This window comes from Pelagibacterium flavum, assembly GCF_025854335.1.
Classification (GTDB): Bacteria; Pseudomonadota; Alphaproteobacteria; order Rhizobiales; family Devosiaceae; genus Pelagibacterium; species Pelagibacterium flavum.
Window position 1 is genome coordinate 2,175,451 of record NZ_CP107716.1, and the last position, 20,060, is coordinate 2,195,510.

Below are 20,060 nucleotides of genomic sequence, written 5' to 3' on the forward strand. Positions count from 1 at the left end.
GCCGTTAGTTGGGCGCCGTTTCCTCCGCCGGTGTCTCGTCGCCGGCGGGTTCGGGCGCCATTGTCGACATCATCGACGCACCGGGATCGATCACTTCGGACTGGTCGGCCGCAGCCGGCTCCTCGGTCTCGGCCGGAGCGGTTTCCTCGGGCGCCGCCGGCACGACAAGATCGTCATTTGTGGCGGCGGGCTGCGAAGGAACGGTCAGATCGTCGTTTTCGGTTCCGAGGGCGTCCAGAGCGTCAAGAACGGTCGCCGGGGTCCCATCGGCGTTCTGCGCAGCCTGATCGAGGATCGAGGTGGAGCTCCGATCGGTCTGGCTGATGATGGTGAGGCCAATGGCTGTCACCATGAACAGTGTGCCCAGAATTGCAGTCGTGCGGGTGAGCAGGTTGGCCGAGCCACGCGAGGACATGAAATTGCCGCCGCCGCCTCCGCCCATCCCAAGGCCGCCGCCTTCGGAGCGCTGGAGCAGGATCACCACGATCATGGCGATCACGATCAACAGATAGGCGACAATGAGTACTGTGGCCATTTAACGGTTCGTCCTTCAAATGCTCTCGCGCTCAAGCCGGGACATATGGGGAGCAAAGCCCGGCAACGCAATATCTTCCAGATGCGCGTGGATCGTTGGTGCCCGGTAGGGCTTTAACGGCTCAAGCCCTGCCCCGACCGTCCGGGCGGGAAGCAAGGCTCTGCACAGGCATCGCGTTGGCGGGCGTTCTACACGCAAAGATCGGCATTGGCCAGCCCTCCGGCGCGACACTTTCCCGTTCGCGTTTCAGGCCGCCACAATGATGGAAAAGAAGTCGTCTGCCAGAAGGCTCGCGCCGCCGACCAGGGCCCCGTTGACATTGGCTGTCCGCAGGATTTCTTCGGCATTGGAAGGCTTTACTGAGCCTCCATAGAGCAACAGCGCCGTTTCCCCTGCCCCACCGAAATGCGCTACCAAAAGCGCGCGCATGTGCGCATGCATCTGTGCAATGTCCTCTATCGTTGGCGTTCGACCGGTACCGATGGCCCAAACTGGCTCATAGGCCACAATGATCGTCGTTTCCCCGAAGGTGTCCGGCAGTGAAAAATCGATCTGGTCGCCGACGACCTGATTCGCGGTTCCTGCCAGGCGCTCGGCCTCGGTCTCACCGACGCAAATGATCGGGACAAGTCCGGCAGCAAGTGCGGCCTCGGCCTTTGCTCTGACGGTTTGGCTGGTTTCGCCATGGTCGGCGCGGCGCTCGGAATGGCCCACGATAACGTGAGAAGCGCCAGCGTCGAGCAGCATGGACGCGCTGATATCGCCTGTATGGGCGCCACTCGGGTCTGCGTGGCAGTCCTGACCGCCGATATGTATGGGGCTGCCCTCAGCCCCCTGTGCGGCCCGATGAAGCAGCGTCGCCGGTGGGCAAACAAGAACCTCACTGTCGATATCGCCGGCTTCTTCAAGAAGAGTCCTGAGGCGGGCAATCTGTTCCAGTGCCGCGCCGGTTCCGTTCATCTTCCAGTTTCCGGCAATCAATGGCCGCAATCGCTCCTGCATCCCTACCCCAACAACACCTTGCACGCACACGGAGAATGGCTTAACCGGGCGTCCTGTGTGTGCCTTGCAGGGCCCGATACACCCTGTCTATTATGCGCGCGCTTCGAATGCCATAGGGTGAGCCTACGACAAAAGGCTAGAACTCGCCCTCAACCGATCGGTACTAAATGCTCGACAATCTTCGCAATTTCGGCCGCAGCTGGGTCGCCAAAGTCTTCCTGGGTGTTTTGATCATCGCGGTCGCCGGTTTCGGCATTCCGAGCGTTTTTCTCGATCTCAACGCCAATACGGTGGCCCGGGTCGGGGACCAGAACATTTCAGTGCGCGATTTCGACCGGGTCTATCGCGCTCAGGTCAACCAGTTCGCCGCGCAGACCGGGATGGCGCCGACCGCGCAGCAGGCGGTGAGTTTCGGAATTCCCAATTCGGCCATAGCCCGGCTGGCCAATGATGCGTCGATTGAAATCCTGGCTCGCGACCTGGGCCTTGGTGCTTCAGACGCAAAGCTGGCCGAACTCGTGCGGCAGGATCCCAACTTCGCCGGCGCACTGGGTCTTTTCGATGCCAGCGAGTTCGTGGCCATGTTGCGCCAGTCCGGTTACACCGAAACCGAATATCTCAACCTCCAGCGCAGCGCGGCGGCCCGCGAGCAGATCGGAACGATTTTCGAGGGCGCCAGCGTTCCCCAGGTTGCTCTCGATATTGCGCGGTCCTATGACGGCGATCAGCGCACCATCGAATATGTCGAGCTCAACCCGGTGCTGTTTTCGGTGACGGAGGAGCCGACCGACGAGGAGTTGCAGCAGTTCTTTGCAGAAAACCAGACCCGATTCCGCACTGTTGAGACCCGTTCGGTGAATCTGTTGCCGTTGACGGTTGATGCGCTGGCGCAGGGCGTTGAGGTCACCGAAGAGGAAATTGCCGCCGAGTATGACCGGATTTCGGGGCAGTTTATCGCGCCTGAGCGCCGGGCCATCAGCCAACTCGTCCTGTCCGATGCCGAAGCCGCTCAGCCGTTTGTCGATGGTGCCGAGAGCGGAGCGAGCTTTGCGAGCGTGGTTTCCGAAGCCGGTCTGCAGACCGAAGTGACCTCCTTGGGGACGCTGGCGGAAAGCCAGATCACCGATGCCAACCTGGCGCAGGCCGCGTTCGGGCTGGAAGAGAACGGCTATGTGGTGCTTGAAGGCAGCAATAGCTATCGGGTCATCTGGGTGAGTTCGATCGAGGAAGGCGGGCAGCAGCCGCTTGAGGCTGTGCGCGATCAGGTCGAGCAGTCGGTTGCGCAACGCAAGGCCCAGGACATGCTGTTCGACGTCTATGACGAGATCGAAGAAGCCCGGGCCGCTTTCCAGCCGATCTCGGAGGTTGCCGAGCGGTATGGACTCGAAATCCACGATCTGGACCTGACTGCTGACGGAGCGCAACTGGCTGATATCACTACGCTTCCGCAGGGTTCGACCCAGACCATTACCGATGCGGTGTTTGCGGCCTCGCCCGATGCGCGGGTGACGCCGGCGATCAGCCTTGGCTCGAATCGCACTGTTTTCTTCGAGCTTTCCGAGGTTCAGCCGGCGCGTGACCAGACGCTCGAAGAAGTGCGGGACGAGGCCGTTGCGGCGTGGCAGGAACTGCAGACCGATATGGAAATGACCCGTACCGCCGAAGATATCGTGGCGGCGATCGATGGGGGCAGCGATATCTTTACGGTCGCGGCCGAACGGGGCCAAATCCCCCAGAGTTCCGCGCCTTTTTCGCGCGACAGCGCCGGTGCGGCGATCGATCCTGACGTGGCCCAGGCGGCGTTCCAGGGGGGTGAGGGGTATGCAAATTATGTCTCGACCCAGGATGGTGATGTCGTTGTTTTTCAGGTGACCGACGTGACGCCGGCCACTGCGGATACGCCCTCGCAGGTTGCTCAGGCGCTGGAAGTCGATTTCCCCGATCTGATCTTTGCCAATTTCGTCGAAGGACTGCGCTCCGACGTCGGAATCAGGATCAACGAGGAAGCCCTCAACCGCGTGATCGGGCTCGAATAGGTTCTCCATGTCGGACGGCTACGACTTTGTTTCCTTTGCGAAAATCTACGAGGCGGGCAAGGGGCAGGTTCTCTACAAGCGCATCGTGGCCGACCTCGAAACGCCGATCGGCACCTACCTGAAACTGGCCGAGGGGCGGCGTTACAGCTTCCTTCTCGAATCGGTTGAGGGTGGTGCGGTGCGCGGGCGCTACTCGATGATCGGGCTCGAACCGGACCTGTTGTGGAGGGTCCGCGACGGGGTTGCGGAGATCAACCGCACGGCACAAACGGCTTCTGACGCCTATTGTACACTCGGTGCACTTCCCCTCGACGCCCTAAGGACACTGATCGCCGAAAGCCAGATCGACATGCCAAAGGAACTGCCCGCCAACTCGGCGGGTGTGTTCGGATATCTCGGTTACGACATGGTGCGGTTCATGGAAGAACTGCCCGACACAAATCCCGATACGATCGGGGTGCCGGACGCCATCATGATGCGGCCCTCGATGCTTGCCGTGTTCGACACGCTCAAGGACGAATTGTTTCTGACCGCACCGGTTTATCCCCGCGAGGGCGTTACGGCCCGGCAGGCGTTTGAAGCGGCCAATGAACGGATCGAGGATGCGATCGCGCGGCTGGAAAAGCCCCTGCCCCGCATGAGCGAAATTCCCGATCTGGCAAAGATCGAGATTAGCTCAAACACCTCGCGCGAGGACTATTTTGCGATGGTGCGCAAGGCGCAGGATTACATCGCGGCGGGCGACATCTTTCAGGTGGTGCTCAGCCAGCGGTTTTCCGCCGATTTCACCTTGCCGCCAACGGCCCTGTATCGCGCGCTGCGGCGCACCAATCCCTCGCCCTACATGTATTTCCTCGATTTCGGCGATTTCGCCGTGGCGGGATCGAGCCCGGAAATTCTGGTCCGCGTCGATGAGGGCGAAGTCACGATCCGCCCGATTGCCGGAACGCGCAAGCGCGGCGCGACGCCCGAACAGGACAAGGAGATGGCCGAGGAGTTGCTGGCCGACCCCAAGGAGCTATCGGAACATCTAATGCTGCTCGATCTCGGCCGCAACGATGTGGGGCGGGTATCGCAGATCGGGACGGTCAAGGTCACCGACAAATATTTTCTCGAGTATTATTCCCACGTCATGCACATCGTTTCCAATGTGGTGGGCAAGCTCGATCCCAAATACGACAATATCGATGCGCTGGCCGCCGGGTTTCCGGCGGGTACGGTTTCGGGCGCGCCAAAAGTGCGGGCCATGGAAATCATCGACGAGCTCGAAGTGGCGCGGCGCGGGGTTTACGCCGGATGCGTGGGCTATTTCGGGGCTGACGGGCGCATGGATACGTGCATCGTTTTGCGCACGGCGATCCTGAAAGACAACAAGCTCTATGTGCAGGCCGGCGCGGGGATCGTCGCCGATTCCAAGCCCGAACTCGAGCAGCTCGAATGCGAGAACAAGGCAAAGGCTCTTTTCAGCGCCGCCGAGGAAGCGCTACGCTATGCCGGCCAGGCCAAGGTGGGTCAGTAGATGCGCGTCCTGATGATCGATAATTACGACAGCTTCACCTACAATCTCGTCCATTATATCGGCGAGTTGGGGGCCGAGGTCGATGTGGTGCGCAATGACAAGATCACGCTCGACGAGATCGCCGAGAAGGCGCCGGACGCAATCGTTATTTCGCCCGGTCCCTGCACGCCCAATGAAGCGGGAATATGCCTGCCGCTGATCTCACGCTTCGCGGGTGAAATTCCTCTGTTTGGGGTTTGTCTGGGGCTGCAATCGATGGGACAGGCCTTCGGTGGCGAGGTGGTGCGTGCGCCGCGTCCCATGCATGGCAAGGTTTCCACCATTACCCATGACGGGCGCGGCGTGTTTCGCGGGCTCAACAAGCAGTTCGAGGCCACGCGCTATCACTCGCTGGTGGTGCGCGATGAAACGCTACCCGGTGAATTGACGGTGACGGCGCGCTCCGATGACGGGCAGATCATGGGGCTCCAGCATCGCGTGCTGCCGGTGCATGGGGTGCAGTTCCATCCCGAGAGCATTTCCTCGGAAAACGGGCATGCCATTCTGCAGAATTTCTTGAATATCGCGCGCGATTTCAACGCCGATCGCGCCGCGTAAGCGGCCCTCCTCCACCGACATATACGTATTTCAGCAAAGGCTTATGCGGCTATCGGCGTTGTCGATCGGCCTAAGGAATGGCACAGGGGTAACAGCCGTTTGGCGCCTTATGAATGGCACGCGGTCATAAAAACAGGGAACACCGACACCAGGAGATTGCTGTGGAAACCGATAGACGTACCGCCATCATCTTAGGCGGTCTGCTCATTGCAGCGATCGTTTGCGGAATTTTCAGCTCGGTTCTCGAGATCGAGGAGCCCGATTATCTTGAACGCCTGGTTGCCGCTGAGTCCCGAATCCTGCTCGCTGTGTTGGCGCAAGCGATGATGGCAGTGTTTTACGTTGCCATTGCCGCGGTAACCTATCCGATAGTCGAGGCGCACAACCGAGTTCTTGGCGTGGCGTATCTGATGCTTCGGACAATTGGCGCCAGCTTCCTGTTCGTCGGGATCGTGACGCTTTTGCTTTTTCTGCCTCTAGGACGGAGTTTTGCGGAAACAGGCGGCGATGGCGTGGCCACGCTTGAAATTCTGGGGCATTTTTTACGCCTGGCCCGCGATTGGCTTAACCACATTGGCATGGTTCTCCCCTGGAGCCTGGGGGCGGTTCTGCTCTATCTCGTGTTCCTGCGGACATCGATCGTTCCGCTCTGGCTCGCGGCATGGGGACTGGCAGGATCTGCCCTGACACTGGTGGCCACGATCCTTTATATGATGGATTTGATAGCGGTGGTGACCACTGCCTATATCATGCTCAACGCGCCCACCGCTGTTTTCGAGATCGTTCTGGCGGTCTATCTGATTGCAAAGGGCTTTCGTCGGCCCGTATCGGCTCAAGTGTCCCCTGCACTTTCCTGATTCAGTTCGCCCTGAGCTGAATGTCGATTGGTTCTGGCGCTTGCAGACGATTTGCGTCTGGGCTACTCCGATTGTCATCGGACCGGTCGCAAGCAATGGGGAAAACGAGATAATGGACATCAAGGGCGCGCTGAACCGTATTGCCGATGGCAAGGATTTGACCGGCACGGAAATGCGCCAGGTGATGGACATCATCATGAGCGGGGAAGCGACGGCGTCGCAGATCGGCGCGTTCCTGATGGGGATGCGGGTCAAGGGCGAGACGGTGGGTGAGATCGCGGCGGCCGTTTCGATCATGCGCAACAAGATGGTGCCCGTCGAAGCGCCTGCCGATGCCATTGATATCGTGGGGACCGGCGGGGATGGCGCGGGAACGCTCAACATTTCGACCGGCGCATCCATCGTGGTGGCCGCTGCCGGGGTGCCGGTGGCAAAGCATGGCAACCGGGCGCTGTCGTCGAAATCGGGTTCGGCCGAAGCGCTGCAAAAGCTGAGCATCAGTCTCGAGCTGACGCCCGAACAGATTTCGGCCTGCATACGCGAAGCGGGCATCGGGTTCATGTTCGCGCCCAATCACCATCCCGCCATGCGCCATGTGGGCCCTACCCGGGCGGAAATGGGCGTGCGGACCATGTTCAACCTGCTCGGGCCGCAGTCCAACCCGGCCGGGGTGAAGCGCTACCTGCTGGGCGTGTTCGACAATGAATGGGTGGAACCGGTAGCCGCCGCGCTGTTGGCCAATCAGGCGCAAGCAGCCTGGGTCGTTCATGGGGACAGCGGGTTGGACGAGCTTTCGACAACCGGGCCGTCCTTTGTTTCCCAGATCAAGAACGGCAATCTGACCTCCTTTGAGGTGACGCCGGAGGATGCGGGGCTGCCGCGCGCCAAGCTCGAAGATATCGTCGGGGGCGACCCTGAACACAATGCCGGCGAGCTGCGCAAGCTGCTCGAGGGCGCCAAGGGAGCGTATCGCGATATCGTGCTGCTCAACGCGGCAGCGGCGTTCATCATCGCCGACAAGGTGCAAACGCTGCCCGAAGGCGTGGCGATGGGCGCCGAGGCAATCGATAGCGGCAAGGCCAGGGCAACGCTCGATAAACTCGTTGCCGTTTCGGGGGCGCAATGACCGATATTCTTCGAAAGATCGAGGCCTACAAGCGCGAGGAAATCGCGGCGGCCAAATCGGCTGTGCCACTGGCCGAGTTGACCGCAATGGCGCGGGAGCAGGATGCGCCGCGTGGATTTGCCGCCGCGTTGAAGGCCAAGCGGGCCGCCGGGAAATACGGGCTGATTGCCGAGGTCAAAAAGGCCAGTCCATCAAAAGGATTGATCCGGCCCGATTTCGATCCGCCGGTTTTGGCCAAAGCCTATGAGGACGGTGGCGCGGCATGCCTTTCGGTTCTGACCGACACGCCATCGTTTCAGGGGCGGCCGGACTTTTTGGGCGCGGCGCGGTCGGCGACGGGACTTCCGGCGCTGCGCAAGGATTTTCTGTTCGAGCCCTATCAGGTGGTGGAAGCGCGCGCCTGGGGGGCGGACTGCATTCTGATCATCATGGCGTCGGTCGACGATGTTGCCGCTCGGAATTTGCTCGAAAGCGCTGCCGAGTGGGGCATGGACGCGCTCGTGGAAGTCCACGACGCTGAAGAGACCGAGCGTGCGCTGGCGCTGGGCGCCGATTTCATCGGCATCAACAATCGCAATCTGCGGACCTTCGATGTGACGCTGGCGACGACTGTCGCCCTGGCGAAACTGGTGCCGGGTGACAAACTTCTGGTGTCGGAAAGCGGTGTCTTCACCCATGACGATATCAAGTATCTCGAAGCCGAGGCCGGCGTTGGGTGCTTCCTGGTCGGGGAAAGCCTGATGCGGCAGGCCAATGTGGCGGCGGCGACCCGTACGCTGTTGACGGGCGCCTGAGATGGTGCGCGAACTGACCCATCTCGACGAGACGGGCGCGGCGCGGATCGTCGATATATCGGGCAAGGACGAAACCGTGCGGCGTGCCGTGGCCGGTGCCGTGCTGCACGCCACGGCCGAGATCGTCGAGGCGATTTTCGGGGGCACGCTCAAGAAGGGCGATGCCATTGCCGTGGCGCGGGTGGCCGGGATCATGGCGGCCAAGAAAACCTCCGAGCTGATCCCGCTCTGCCACCCCATTCCGGTGACGAAAATCGGCGTGGAGATCGAGCGCGGCGAGGCACCCGGCACGATTGCAGTTTCAGCGACTGTCGAGACCGTGGGGCGGACCGGGGTTGAGATGGAAGCGCTGACCGCGGCGTCAGTGGCCGCGCTCACGCTTTATGACATGGCCAAGGCGCTGGACAAATCCATGACCATTTCCGGTGTGCAACTGATCGAAAAGAGTGGCGGCAAGTCCGGCGATTTCAGGCGGGTGCCAGGTTGATTTCGGTCGATGAGGCGCTGGAGCGGATTGTTGGCGCCGTAGGGCCGCTTGGAAGCGAACGGGTTGCTCTCGCCGAGGCGGCGGGACGCGTGCTGGCCGAAGACCTCCGCGCGAAGCTGTTCAACCCCGCATTCGATGTCAGCGCCATGGATGGGTATGCTGTGCGGGCTCAAGACGTGCGGCCGGGCGTAACCCTGAGGATGATCGGCGCATCGCAGGCAGGGGCCGGATTTGACGGGACTGTCGGGCCGGGCCAATGCGCGCGGATCTTTACCGGTGCGCCTGTCCCCGCCGGGGCCGACGCCGTCATCATGCAGGAGGAAACGCGCGCGGAGGGTGACGCGATAACCTTTGAGCGCGACGTGGCGGCGGGGCGCAGCATACGGTTTCGCGGCGAGGATTTTGGCCAGGGCGATGTGCTGATTGCGGCGGGGGCTGTGCTCGATCCGCGCAAGATCGCGTTGGTGGCGGCGGGCAATGTCGCCGAGCTTGCCGTTTCGGTGCGGCCGCGTGTGGCGCTTCTGGCGACCGGGGATGAACTGGTGGCGCCGGGGGGCGTGGTTGGGCCCGATCAGATCGTCGCGTCCAATTCAGTGGGATTGGGCGCGTTCTTTGCCGGGAACGGGGCGCAGGTGCGCGATCTGGGAATCGTTGCCGACGACAGGGATGTGTTGGGCGATGCGTTGGCTGGGGCGCTGGCCGATGAGCCCGATATTTTGCTCACCACCGGCGGAGCCAGCGTGGGCGAGCATGATTTCGTGCAGGACATGCTGAAAGCCAACGGGGTCGATATCGATTTCTGGCGTATTGCCATGCGGCCGGGCAAGCCGCTGATGTTCGGGCGCAAGGGCAAGACGGTGGTGTTCGGTTTGCCGGGCAATCCGGTTTCGGCGCTTGTGACGGCGCGGATTTTCGTTTTGCCGGCAGTGCTCAAGATGATGGGCGGCGCCCTGCCCGCTCCACTTTATCTGCCGCTGGCGGACGCGTTGCCGCCCAACGGGCCGCGCCGGCATTTCATGCGCGGGCGGCTGGTGAGCGAAAGGGAACGCGGGACGATGGTCGAGCCAATCCGGCAGACCGACAGCGGGCATTTATCCTCGCTGGCGGCCGCCGATGTGCTGATTGTTCAGAGTGAGAATTGCACGGGCAAGGCGCGCGGCGAGATCGTCGCCACTCACGCTCTCTGATTTGCCGCGATGGTTTTGCTCGGTGAGGGCCGTTTGGTCTGGGCGTCGCGGATCAGGGCGGCCAGACGGAACGGGACGTGGACCATCTTGGTGTAAGGCAGCGTCAGATAGAGCGCGAAGACGGCGCCCAGATGGGTGATGAGCAGCGGGCGCACGCCGGGGGTGCCGGTGGCCCAATAGAGCGCCAGGCCGGTGGCGGCGGTTGCGGTGAGCAGCACCACGAAAGCCATCTCCCCGCCCCAGACCGCGGGAGCGCCGAGGTTCTTTTCGGCGCGCAGCTTGAGGGCGATGAGCCCGATGCCGCCAAGGGTCATGAGGATGCCACCGGGAACGCCGAACAGTTTGGGCAGCGAGAACGGGCCATAGGGCGCTTCCATGCCGAAGCCGTAGTGCAGGACCGTACCGGACGCGGTTGCGGCAAAGCAGAGAACGAAGCCCCACATGACCGCCTGATGTGCCCAGCGGCGGGCCATGGTGTAGCGGTCTTCGTTTTCGTAATTGCAGCCTTCAGCAGCACCGCCTGAGAGGTTTTTCAGCTTGCCGGCGTCGACCAGAGCGTCGTGGAGGTGCCTGATGGTGACGCGCTCGCCGCCGACATGGCGCCAGTAGCGCCAGACGCCGACGGCAATCAGGGCCAGCGGGAGAAACGAGGTGACGGTGAAGAGCGTCGCCATGACGGTGTGGGAGATGACGGCGTAAAAGCCCTCGCCGCTTTCGGGGCGGATTGCGTAGGCGATCATCAGGATAAAGGCGATGCCCGCGGCCAGGGCGCCAGCCAGGGCCATGCCGCTTTTCTGAAAAAGTGCCGCCAAGCCATTGGGCCAGATGAATTTTTCCCAGCTTTCGACGCGCACCTCGGCGAGGGCGCGGGGAAGGTTGAGGTTGAACTCGTGGGGTTCGGTGTATTGGCAGGCGTAATAGCAGCCGCGGCAGTTGTGGCACAGATTGGCCAGTTGGGTGACCTCGCCGTCGGAAAAGGCGCGGTGCAGGGTCATGGCCGGAAAGACCGAGCAATAGCCTTCGCAATAGCGGCAGGCATTGCAGATTTCGAGCTGGCGCCGGGCCTCGTTGATGGCGGCGTCCTCGCCGGTGTCGTAATCGACGGCAGTGCGGTCAGAAAGGGTTCCGAGGGCATCAATTGACATGAGCGGCGGCCTCCTTGCCGGCTGTGCGTCCGAAGACGGTTCCAATGGTCATGCCGAAACCGGCGAGATAGCCCTGCCCGAGGATCGAGCCGGCCATGATTTCGCCGGCGGCCCAGACATTGGCGTAGCGGCCATTGGCGCCGCTGACGCGAGCGGTGTCATCGACCTTGAGGCCGAGATAGGTGAAGGTGACGCCGGGGCGGAGCGAGTAGCCGTAATAGGGCGGCGTATCGAGCGGGCGGGCCCAATTGGTCTTGGCGGGCTCAAGGCCCTCCGTGGCCAGACCGTCGAGTTCGGTGGGGTGGAATTTGCCCGGACGGCAGGCGGCGTTGAATTCGGCGACCGTTTTTTCGACAGCCTCGACCGGCAGCTCCATTTTTTGGGCGAGTTCGCCGATGGAATCGGCCTTGATGGCCGGGAAGACCGAGGGCATGAACAGTTTGGAGCTCTTGGCATCGATCAGAGCGTAGGCGACCTGTTCGGGCTGGGCGGCGACGAGCCGCCCCCAGATCGCGTAACGCTTGGGCCACACGTCCTCGCCCTCGTTGTAGAAGCGCTGACCATCCTTGTTGACGACGACCGAGAACGGCACGCAATCGAGCCGGGTGACGATACCGCCATCATATTTGGGGGCGCGGCCATCGATGGCGACGGCGTGACATTGGGTGGGGTCGCCGACGCTCTGGGCACCGGCGTCGAGCATATCCTTGAGCACTTCGCCGCGATTGTAGGGTGTGCCACGAATGAGGAAGTTCTTGGCCGCAGGCCCCCAGGCGCGGGCCAGCCATTCGAGATCGGCCTGAAAACCGCCCGAAGCAAGGACCACCGCCCTGCCCGCGATTTCGAGGTCCTTGCCGTCGATGGTGACGCGCAGCGATTCGAATGTGTCGTTCTCGATGGTGATGTGGGAGACCTTGGCCTCATAGAGGATGGTGACGCCCAGATCGGCGGCGGTGTTATAATAGGCGTTGACCAAAGCCTTGCCGCCGCCGAGGAAAAAAGCGTTGGTGCGCGAGAGCGAGAGCGTGCCCGACAGCGAGGGCTGGAAGCGTACGCCGTGCCTTTCCATCCATGGCAGGCAGGTCTCTGAGGTGCGGATGGCCATGCGCGCCAGATGCTCATCGGTCTTGCCCTTGGTGACCAGCATCAGATCGTTGAAATACTCGTCCTCTTCATAGGCGTCGGTCAGGACGGACATTGGCCCCTGATGCATGCAACGGAAGTTGCGGGTGTGGCGCGAATTGCCGCCGCGATAGGGTTTGGGGGCGCCTTCGAGCAACAGAACGCGGGCGCCGGTTTCGGCTGCCTCGATCGAAGCGCAAAGCGCGGCATTTCCGCCTCCGACCACGATCACGTCCCATAGTGTCCCGGTCAGCGTGGCCTGTGAGGCAGCCTCGCCCATAGTCTATTCCTCCTCGTTATGGGTCGGTCGTTCACGAAACTGGCGCAGGCGCGAGCGGTGCGCGGCGAGCATATGCTCGCGCATTGCCGCCTCGGCTCCCGCCTCGTCGCGGTTGCGCATCGCGACAAGCAGATTGGTGTGCTCTTCGATGGCCTGAGCGGCGCGGCCCGTCTCCTCCATGGTGGAGGGGCCGAGAATGAGCATGGTTTTTTGCAGCGCGCGCATGGAATGGCCCAGATAGCGGTTGCGGGCTGCATCAAAGATCACGCGATGAAACTGGCGGTTAAGCTCGTAAAGGCGCGCGCCATCGGCCCGCGCATCACCCATCTCAGCGTTGATGGCCTCCATTTCGGAAAGTTCGACCTCCGAGGCCGTACGGGCTGCCAGACGAGCGGCGGTCGTTTCAAGCACGACGCGCATTTCGTAGAGTTCGGTGACTTCCGAGTAGTCCAGCTTGCGGATGGCTGCGCCCGAGCGCGGCACATGGCTGACCAGGCCGTCGGCCTCAAGGCGTCGTATGGCTTCGCGGACCGGGGTGCGCGAAATGCCGAGTCGAGTGGCGAGCTCGGTTTCGAGCAGGCGATCGCCCGGCTGTAAGGATCCCGCGCGAATCTCGGCAATCAGGCGCTGATAGGCGTCCTGACCCTGTGGAATTTCGACACGACGTTCCGAAGTTGCCATTTCCGCTCCTTTGTATCCAGTTGCATACAATAAGCTTGCAGCACCGCGCAAGCCCCGGCGCCGAACCGATGTTGAGGCAGTAGTACCAGAAATTGGGGCTGCTGATTGGGCAATGCTGCTGGACCCCCGGAACAGGTCCTGGAGTGACAATTGTCGGGCCCGGCGCAGCGTGGGGAGAGGAAACGGCCGGACACTCCGGCTCTGAGTGTACTGGGTCCCGGGTCTTCGCCCGGGATGACAATGGTGGGTGGGCCGGTACTGGGGGAGCGGAGAGGGGCGGATGTGGGAACGCAGTGGAAAGGATCTCTGGTGTTCCCGGGTACTGAATCCGGGGTTGGACCCCAGGAGGACAACGTGCGTGGGCCGGAGTTCGGGGAGCGGTAGAGGGACGTGCGCGGGAGTGCTGCTAAAGGATTTCTGGCGTTCCCGGATAAGGGGTCCTGAGTCTTTGCCGAGGATGACGGAATTGGCACGGGCCAGACCGCTCTGACCGCGCGCCTTCGTGGCTCGCGATGGCCCTATCGCGGCTGGGCAATTGTCAGCGGCGGCCCGATTGGTAGGCAGTGGACGTCCGCGCACATTGCCCGATGACCTCAAGGCCCGGACCGACACCACCATGCACCAAATTTTTCTCTATGCCCGCACTTTGATTATCGGCGCCCTTGGCGGCCTTGTGGGCTATCTGCTGAATTTCCCGCTCGGCTGGCTGGTGGGCGCGATGCTTTCGACGATTCCATGCGCGATGGTTGGCGTTCGGGTGCCGACCCATTGGGGCCTGCGCTCGGTGATGATTGGCACGATCGGATTGATGGCCGGGGCGGCCTTTACGCCCGCCATCGTCAACAGGGCCGGTGAATGGGCCTTTTCGCTGGCCGGGGTCGCGCTCTATTGCGTTATCATCACCGCGATGGGGCTCTTTATCTGTCTCAGGCTGGGTAAGCTCGACCGTCCGACAGCCGCCTTTTCGGCAGCGCCCGGCGGGCTATCGGAGATTCTGGTGCTGGGGCCGGCCTATGGCGCAGATGTGCGGGCATTGTCGCTGGTTCACGGCATGCGGCTCGCCGTGATTCTTATCATAGTTCCGCTGGTCATTGTCTGGGTGGGGACCGGTAACGGTCCGATCACGATGAACAGGACCATCGATTTCACGCTGTCCATGCCGCTCAGAGATTACGCGATCCTTGGAGCCTGCCTGGTGGTCGGCATTATTGGCGGACGCAATATAAGGCTGCCGGGAGCGCATCTGACCGGGCCGCTGCTGTTGTCGGCCGTCGTCCACTATTTCGGGCTTACAGCCAGCAGCCCACCGCAGCTGTTCGTCATTGTCGCCCAGATCGTTATCGGCACCTCGGTTGCCCAGTTCTTTGCCAACACCACGATCCGGCAGGTCCTGGGAGGGCTGATGGTCGGGGGTGGCCTGACGGTCGTCAATCTGGGCATTGCTTCGATTTTCGCACTGGCCTTCCAGACCTGGCTGGACATTCCGTTTGCAGCCGGGCTGCTGGCCCTGGTGCCAGGCGGGTTGCCGGAAATGAGCCTGATTTCGATTGCCCTTGGGCTCGATGCGGCCTTCGTCAGCCTGCACCATCTGTTCCGTGTGGTGATGGTTCTGATGTTTTTGCCGATTCTCGTTCCGCTGTGGGTACCCAAGCCTGAAAGCGTTCCGCAACCGCATTAGGGGCCGACTGGCCCCAGTCGGGACGCCCATGGCGCCTTGCCGTGGTGCGATAGCCCCTCTCACCAAAGGGCGATGGCGGGATACGGGCGCGCGGCCTATCTCAATGGCAACAGTCTCGCAAAGGAGAGATGCCATGAAGGTGCTGCCCAAGTTCAAGTCCGCCATATCGGCCATCGGCGAGCAGATGGATCGCATCAGGCTTTATCAGAGCTTTGTGCTCCACAACGATGTTCATACGCTTTCGCCAGCCGCACGCCGCTGGCTCGGCCTGAGCGAATAGATTTTTTGCACTGGACCAAAGGCTTGGTCGCAAGGAGGGAGAAATTGCTATAGTGAGCCAAACCGAAAACCGGGACTGGTTCATGCAGCATTTCGACCCCATTACGGCCCGCCTCGTCCTCGCGCTTGCGCGTGACGGGTCCATCGCCAAAACGGCCGAACGCGAGAGCATCGCGCCTTCGGCCGTCAGCCGCCGTATCGCCGACCTTGAGGCCCGCATGGGAATTGTTCTGTTCGACCGCTCGGCCAGCGGGGTATCGCTTACCTCGGCGGGAACGCGCTATGCGGAAGGCTGCCGTCGGATTTTCAGGGAAATCAGCGATCTCCACACCGCCATGGGCGATTTTGCTACAGGCGACGCCGGGCAATTGCGCATTGCTTCTTCGAGTTCGGCGCTCTCGGGGCGCCTGCCCGAATTGCTGGCCTCCTATGCAAAGCAACATCCCGGCGTGCGACTCGATATTCGCGAAATGGCGGGGCGAGCCACATTGACGGCGCTGGAAGACGCGCAGGTCGATCTGGCGATATTTGCCGACAATTACGACTATTCGGCCTTTGATGCGGAAGTGTTCGAAGATGACGATGTGGGGGTCATCGCCTCACCCGATCATCCGCTCGCTGCCCAGATTCTGGCTGGCGGCCCGATCACGTTCGAGATGGCGGTGAGCCACGAAGTGGTGGGGGTTCACCACATGGGAGCGCTCGACAGGCTCATAAACGACGCGGCGCGCCGGGCCGGACGCACATTGGGCGAGCGGGTCAACGTGGAAAGCTTTCCCTCGCTGGTGCGCATGGTCGAGGCGGGCTTCGGGATCGGGTTCCTGCGCAATTCATCAATCCATCTGCTGGCCGGCACCGACCTGGTCCACGCGCCGCTGGCCGAGAGCTGGGCAGCGCGCAAGCTGATGATCGCCCGGCGCCCGCGCATGGCGATTGCCGCGTCGGTCACCAGCTTTCTCGAACTGGCGCGCGCGGGATACCGGCGCGAGAGCTGACACGAACCGGGTGGCGATTCCGCACGCCCGACAGCACAGGTACAGCGTCCGGAGATCGGACCAAATGGAGGACATGCGCAATGAATTCAGCGACCCCTGCCCGCACCGTCGATGCACAAAGGCTGCAGACGCTCATCGGGGAGATTTTCAGCGCCGAGGGCGTGCCTGCAGCCGATGCGGCGCGCATTGCCGAGTGTCTGGTGCTTGCCGATTTGCGAGGCGTTGCCTCACATGGGGTGTCGCGGCTTTCGATCTATCTGGAACGCTTGAGGCGCGGCATGGTGGAACGCGTGCCGGAGTATCGCGTGAGCGAGCCCACTCCCGTCGCGGCGCTGCTGGACGGCGGCAACGGGTTGGGGTTTCTGACGGCGACCAGGGCCATGGACATGGCGGCAGAGCGGGCCGGGCAATTCGGGATCGGCATGGTGGGGGTCAAGAACTCAAACCATTTCGGGATGGCGGCCTGCTATCTGCTGCAGGCGGTCGAGGCGGGATATGCCGCGCTGGTGTTTACCAATGCATCGCCTGCCATGCCAGTGTGGGGCGGGCGTGAGCCGTTTCTGGGGACGAGCCCGTTCGCGTTCGGCGCGCCCGGGACACCTCCGATCATTCTGGACATGGCCACATCGGTGGTGGCGCGTGGCAAGATACGGCGGGCGGCGGCGGCGGGCGAACCGATCCCCGAGGGCTGGGCGCTGGACAAGGACGGCAACCCCACGACCGATGCGCAGGCGGGTTATGACGGGCTGATCCTGCCGCTGGGCGGACCGAAGGGATCGGGGCTGTCGCTGATGATGGAGGTGATGGCCGGGGTGATGACCGGGGCGGCGTTCGGCGGCGAAGTGCGCAACCAGTACGAGAGATTCGATGCCCCACAGAATGTCGGGCACATGATGGTGGCGTTCAAGCCGGGCGTGTTCATGGGTGCCGACTATCGCGAGAGGATGGGCGAACTCGTTTCACGCGCCAAAGCCTCGACGCCGGTTCATGCCGACCAGCCGGTGCTGATGCCGGGTGAGCCCGAAGCCCTGCGGGCAGAGGAGCGGCGGAGGAGCGGGATTTCGCTTGGAGCGGCCGATCTCGAGATGATTGCCAACGAGGCGCGTACTGTCGGCGTTGACGCGTCGGCCTATATTTGAGGAAAATTGGCATGACACTCAGGATTGCCATTCTCGATGATTATCAGAATGTGGCGCTCAAGCTGGCTGATTGGAGCAAGCTGGGGCCGGACGTGGACATCAAGGTCTTCGACGAAAACCTGGGCAGCGAAGACGAGGCAGCCAAGGCTCTGGCCGGGTTCGACGTGATCTGTCTGATGCGCGAGCGGATGGCGCTGCCGGCCTCGCTGATCGCCAGATTGCCCGATCTCAAGCTGGTCAACGTGACGGGCGCACGGGTGCGGGTGATCGATTTCGACGCGGCCGTGGCGCAAGGAATCACGGTCTGCCACACCTATGCGGGCGATTCAAAGAACGCCACGCCCGAAATGGCGTGGGGGCTCATCCTGGCCAGTGCGCGGCACTTGGCCGACGAGCATCAGCGGGTGCGTGAGGGCGGGTGGCAGACCACCATCGGCACCAAGCTGGGCGGCAAGACGCTGGGGATTGTCGGGCTGGGCAAGCTGGGCAGCCGAATGGCGAAAATAGCCCAGGCGTTCGAGATGGACGTGATCGCATGGAGTCAGCATTTGACCGACGAGCGGGCCCAGGAGTGCGGGGCGCGACGGGTGGACAAAGAAACGCTGTTCCGCGAGGCGGACGTTGTGAGCCTGCATCTGATCCTTTCGGATCGCTCACGCCATGTCGTGGGGCGGCAGGAAATCGAATCCATGAAAGAGGGCGCGATCCTGGTCAACACCTCGCGCGGGCCGCTGATCGACGAGGCGGCGCTGATCGACGCACTTGTGGCAGGACGCATCAGAGCCGGGCTGGACGTTTATGATGTCGAGCCCCTGCCCCAGGGTCATGCGCTGCGCAGCGCGCCGAATGTGACGCTGAGCCCGCATCTGGGCTATGTGACGCAAGAGGCTTACGAATTTTTCTACCGCGATATTGTGGACAACATCATCGCGTGGCGCGAGGGGGCGCCGGTGCGGGTGCTCGCCGCGCCGGAAAAATGACAAAAGGAGACTTATCGCGTGGCTATTAAAAAAACCGCTGATCTCGTTGACGGGTATGATGAAAAGCTCACTTTCTGTAATTATCCGCTGATCAAGTTCGGGCAGGCTGAGGGGTTTGAGGGCGAGATCGTGACGCTCAAGACGTTCGAGGATAACGCGCTGCTGCGTGAGATTCTCGAACAGCAGGGTCATGGACGGGTGCTGGTGGTCGATGGCGGCGGGTCGACCCGCGTGGCGATCGTGGGCGACCAGATCGCGGCGCTGGCCATGACCAATGGCTGGGCCGGGCTGGTGCTTAACGGGTCGGTTCGGGACAGCGTTGATATCGACGCTATGGATTACGCCGTGTTTGCTGTGGGAACTTCGCCCAAGAAATCGACCAAGACGCGGGCAGGCTTCAAGGACGTGCCTGTGACGTTCGGAGACGTGACGTTTACGCCCGGGCATTATCTTTATGCCGATGCGGACGGGGTGCTGGTTTCGGAAAAGCCGGTGGAATAGAGCAAAAGGGCTGCTGGAGCAGTCCTTTTGCCGGTCCGATGAACGCGATGACGGCCGGCGCTTTAAAGTAGCGCGACGACAGCTTTTGTGAAGTCCCTGGTGCCTAGCGATCCTCCGAGATCGCCGGTACGGGTATCGGGGTTTTCCAAGGTCCTGTCGATAGCCTGTTCGATTGCCGCGCTGGCGGAGGTAAAGGCGTCCTTGCCCGATTTGCGGCCGTACCAATCGAGCAGCATGGCGCAGGAGAGGATCATCGAGGTTGGGTTCGCCTTGTCCTGACCGGCGATATCGGGGGCAGAACCGTGCTGGGCCTGAGCGGCGGCATGGACGTCTCCGGCGTTGAGCGAACCGGCAAGGCCCAGACTGCCCGAAAGCTCGGAGGCGAGATCGGAGAGCGTATCGCCGTAGAAGTTGGTGGTACAGATGACGTCATAACGGGATGCGTCGCGGACCAGCAGGGCGGCCATGGCGTCGATGAGGACATCGTCGAGTTCGACATCGGGGAAGTCCCTGGCCACGTCGCGAACGGTCTTGAGGAACAGGCCATCGGTGACCTGAAAGGCATTTGCCTTGTGGACGGCGGTGACCTTGCTGCGGCGCTTGCGGGCCAACTCGAACGAGCGGCGGGCAATTCTTTCGCACGCAACCGCCGTTATCTTGCGCATTGAAATCGCAACGCCTTCGACCGGCATGAACTCGCCCGGGCCGGAAAACATGTTGCGGTCTGGGTACATGCCCTCGGTGTTTTCGCGCATGATGACCAGATCCATGTCCGTCCCGCGATGCGGCAGGCTGGGCCGCGTGCGGGCGGGCCGGACATTGGCGTAAAGATCGAGCCCGATGCGGAAGGCCGCGGAATAGTTGATGCCGCCCTTGTCGCGCGGGGGATAATCAAGATTGGACATCGGGCCGAGCAGGACGCCGTCGAGCGTTCTGGCCAGAGGCAGGATGTCGTCGGGCAGGCTGGTGCCGTGGGTCTTGAGCGCGGCAAGGCCCACGTCGCGGTGCGTGTAGTCGAGAGCAAGGCCGAATTTGGCATCGGCGGCGGCCAGGATCTCGAGGCTTGCGGCCATGATTTCAGGCCCGATGCCATCGCCGGGGAGAACGAGAAGTTTCATAA

20 protein-coding genes are annotated in these 20,060 nt (G+C 62.3%); 14 read left to right on the forward strand and 6 right to left on the reverse strand.

What is annotated here, in order from left to right:
* Positions 1–4 precede the first annotated feature (4 nt).
* Together secG and tpiA are read right to left on the reverse strand one after the other, a co-directional pair.
* Positions 5–535, reverse strand: a complete 531-nt coding sequence (gene secG / locus OF122_RS10860; RefSeq protein ID WP_264224272.1) for a preprotein translocase subunit SecG — start codon at positions 533–535, stop codon at positions 5–7.
* A gap of 246 nt (positions 536–781) precedes the next feature.
* Positions 782–1,537, reverse strand: a complete 756-nt coding sequence (gene tpiA, locus OF122_RS10865) for a triose-phosphate isomerase (protein ID WP_264224273.1) — start codon at positions 1,535–1,537, stop codon at positions 782–784.
* A 167-nt stretch (positions 1,538–1,704) separates the two neighbouring features.
* Between tpiA and OF122_RS10870 the strand changes: the two genes are divergently transcribed.
* The 8 genes from OF122_RS10870 (at position 1,705) to OF122_RS10905 (ending at position 10,140) form a co-directional block, all read left to right on the forward strand.
* On the forward strand, positions 1,705–3,573 hold the full coding sequence (locus tag OF122_RS10870) for a SurA N-terminal domain-containing protein (RefSeq protein WP_264224274.1): 1,869 nt from the start codon (positions 1,705–1,707) through the stop codon (positions 3,571–3,573).
* A gap of 7 nt (positions 3,574–3,580) precedes the next feature.
* On the forward strand, positions 3,581–5,092 hold the full coding sequence (gene trpE, locus OF122_RS10875; protein WP_264224275.1) for an anthranilate synthase component I: 1,512 nt from the start codon (positions 3,581–3,583) through the stop codon (positions 5,090–5,092).
* A complete protein-coding gene (locus OF122_RS10880) occupies positions 5,093–5,689 on the forward strand; it encodes an anthranilate synthase component II (protein ID WP_264224276.1) in 597 nt (198 codons plus the stop codon). It begins immediately after the preceding gene.
* A gap of 161 nt (positions 5,690–5,850) precedes the next feature.
* The gene (locus tag OF122_RS10885) at positions 5,851–6,546 is read left to right on the forward strand and encodes a DUF4386 domain-containing protein (protein ID WP_264224277.1); all 696 of its coding nucleotides are present in this window, start codon (positions 5,851–5,853) and stop codon (positions 6,544–6,546) included.
* 109 nt (positions 6,547–6,655) lie between these two features.
* Positions 6,656–7,672, forward strand: a complete 1,017-nt coding sequence (gene trpD, locus OF122_RS10890; protein WP_264227648.1) for an anthranilate phosphoribosyltransferase — start codon at positions 6,656–6,658, stop codon at positions 7,670–7,672.
* Entirely contained in the window at positions 7,669–8,466 is a 798-nt protein-coding gene (gene trpC / locus OF122_RS10895; RefSeq protein ID WP_264224278.1) for an indole-3-glycerol phosphate synthase TrpC, read from the forward strand. The genes trpD and trpC overlap by 4 nt, the downstream gene beginning before the upstream one ends.
* Before the next feature lies 1 nt (position 8,467).
* A complete protein-coding gene (gene moaC / locus OF122_RS10900; RefSeq protein WP_264224279.1) occupies positions 8,468–8,953 on the forward strand; it encodes a cyclic pyranopterin monophosphate synthase MoaC in 486 nt (161 codons plus the stop codon).
* On the forward strand, positions 8,950–10,140 hold the full coding sequence (locus OF122_RS10905) for a molybdopterin molybdotransferase MoeA (protein ID WP_264224280.1): 1,191 nt from the start codon (positions 8,950–8,952) through the stop codon (positions 10,138–10,140). Before moaC ends, OF122_RS10905 begins: the two co-directional genes overlap by 4 nt.
* Here OF122_RS10905 and tcuB read toward each other — a convergent pair.
* The 3 genes from tcuB to OF122_RS10920 are packed head-to-tail and all read right to left on the reverse strand — an operon-like array spanning position 10,128 to position 13,368.
* The gene (tcuB, locus tag OF122_RS10910; RefSeq protein WP_264224281.1) at positions 10,128–11,285 is read right to left on the reverse strand and encodes a tricarballylate utilization 4Fe-4S protein TcuB; all 1,158 of its coding nucleotides are present in this window, start codon (positions 11,283–11,285) and stop codon (positions 10,128–10,130) included. The two genes, OF122_RS10905 and tcuB, sit on opposite strands and share 13 nt — an antisense overlap.
* Positions 11,275–12,687, reverse strand: a complete 1,413-nt coding sequence (gene tcuA, locus OF122_RS10915) for an FAD-dependent tricarballylate dehydrogenase TcuA (RefSeq protein ID WP_264224282.1) — start codon at positions 12,685–12,687, stop codon at positions 11,275–11,277. Before tcuA ends, tcuB begins: the two co-directional genes overlap by 11 nt.
* A gap of 3 nt (positions 12,688–12,690) precedes the next feature.
* Entirely contained in the window at positions 12,691–13,368 is a 678-nt protein-coding gene (locus tag OF122_RS10920; RefSeq protein WP_264224283.1) for a GntR family transcriptional regulator, read from the reverse strand.
* Between the two features lie 580 nt (positions 13,369–13,948).
* Here OF122_RS10920 and OF122_RS10925 point away from each other — a divergent pair.
* The 6 genes from OF122_RS10925 to rraA all read left to right on the forward strand — a co-directional run bounded on the left by OF122_RS10925 (position 13,949) and on the right by rraA (position 18,940).
* Positions 13,949–15,046 carry an AbrB family transcriptional regulator gene (locus OF122_RS10925; protein WP_264224284.1) on the forward strand — a complete coding sequence of 366 codons (1,098 nt, stop codon included), beginning with the start codon at positions 13,949–13,951 and terminating at the stop codon, positions 15,044–15,046.
* Between the two features lie 133 nt (positions 15,047–15,179).
* The gene (locus tag OF122_RS10930) at positions 15,180–15,326 is read left to right on the forward strand and encodes a hypothetical protein (RefSeq protein WP_264224285.1); all 147 of its coding nucleotides are present in this window, start codon (positions 15,180–15,182) and stop codon (positions 15,324–15,326) included.
* A 52-nt stretch (positions 15,327–15,378) separates the two neighbouring features.
* Positions 15,379–16,320, forward strand: a complete 942-nt coding sequence (locus OF122_RS10935; RefSeq protein ID WP_264224286.1) for a LysR family transcriptional regulator — start codon at positions 15,379–15,381, stop codon at positions 16,318–16,320.
* An 80-nt stretch (positions 16,321–16,400) separates the two neighbouring features.
* Positions 16,401–17,459: an Ldh family oxidoreductase gene (locus OF122_RS10940; protein ID WP_264224287.1), complete on the forward strand. Its 1,059-nt coding sequence runs from the start codon at positions 16,401–16,403 to the stop codon at positions 17,457–17,459.
* Positions 17,460–17,470: 11 nt separating this feature from the next.
* Positions 17,471–18,439 carry a D-2-hydroxyacid dehydrogenase family protein gene (locus OF122_RS10945; protein WP_264224288.1) on the forward strand — a complete coding sequence of 323 codons (969 nt, stop codon included), beginning with the start codon at positions 17,471–17,473 and terminating at the stop codon, positions 18,437–18,439.
* 18 nt (positions 18,440–18,457) lie between these two features.
* Positions 18,458–18,940, forward strand: coding sequence for a ribonuclease E activity regulator RraA (gene rraA, locus OF122_RS10950; protein WP_264224289.1), 483 nt, complete (start codon positions 18,458–18,460; stop codon positions 18,938–18,940).
* Between the two features lie 62 nt (positions 18,941–19,002).
* Here the strand turns inward: rraA and OF122_RS10955 are convergent, their stop codons facing one another.
* A complete protein-coding gene (locus OF122_RS10955) occupies positions 19,003–20,058 on the reverse strand; it encodes an isocitrate/isopropylmalate dehydrogenase family protein (protein ID WP_264224290.1) in 1,056 nt (351 codons plus the stop codon).
* Between the last annotated feature and the right edge of the window lie 2 nt (positions 20,059–20,060).

Excerpts from the sequence above, each read along its gene's own strand:
- OF122_RS10955 (WP_264224290.1), bottom strand. The coding sequence starts at position 20,058 with ATGAAACTTCTCGTTCTCCCCGGCGATGGCATCGGGCCTGAAATCATG.
- secG (WP_264224272.1), bottom strand. The coding sequence starts at position 535 with ATGGCCACAGTACTCATTGTCGCCTATCTGTTGATCGTGATCGCCATG.
- moaC (WP_264224279.1), top strand. The coding sequence starts at position 8,468 with ATGGTGCGCGAACTGACCCATCTCGACGAGACGGGCGCGGCGCGGATC.
- OF122_RS10870 (WP_264224274.1), top strand. The coding sequence starts at position 1,705 with ATGCTCGACAATCTTCGCAATTTCGGCCGCAGCTGGGTCGCCAAAGTC.
- trpC (WP_264224278.1), top strand. The coding sequence starts at position 7,669 with ATGACCGATATTCTTCGAAAGATCGAGGCCTACAAGCGCGAGGAAATC.
- tcuB (WP_264224281.1), bottom strand. The coding sequence starts at position 11,285 with ATGTCAATTGATGCCCTCGGAACCCTTTCTGACCGCACTGCCGTCGAT.
- OF122_RS10945 (WP_264224288.1), top strand. The coding sequence starts at position 17,471 with ATGACACTCAGGATTGCCATTCTCGATGATTATCAGAATGTGGCGCTC.
- OF122_RS10930 (WP_264224285.1), top strand. The coding sequence starts at position 15,180 with ATGAAGGTGCTGCCCAAGTTCAAGTCCGCCATATCGGCCATCGGCGAG.
- OF122_RS10880 (WP_264224276.1), top strand. The coding sequence starts at position 5,093 with ATGCGCGTCCTGATGATCGATAATTACGACAGCTTCACCTACAATCTC.
- trpE (WP_264224275.1), top strand. The coding sequence starts at position 3,581 with ATGTCGGACGGCTACGACTTTGTTTCCTTTGCGAAAATCTACGAGGCG.
- OF122_RS10920 (WP_264224283.1), bottom strand. The coding sequence starts at position 13,368 with ATGGCAACTTCGGAACGTCGTGTCGAAATTCCACAGGGTCAGGACGCC.
- tpiA (WP_264224273.1), bottom strand. The coding sequence starts at position 1,537 with ATGCAGGAGCGATTGCGGCCATTGATTGCCGGAAACTGGAAGATGAAC.
- tcuA (WP_264224282.1), bottom strand. The coding sequence starts at position 12,687 with ATGGGCGAGGCTGCCTCACAGGCCACGCTGACCGGGACACTATGGGAC.
- OF122_RS10940 (WP_264224287.1), top strand. The coding sequence starts at position 16,401 with ATGAATTCAGCGACCCCTGCCCGCACCGTCGATGCACAAAGGCTGCAG.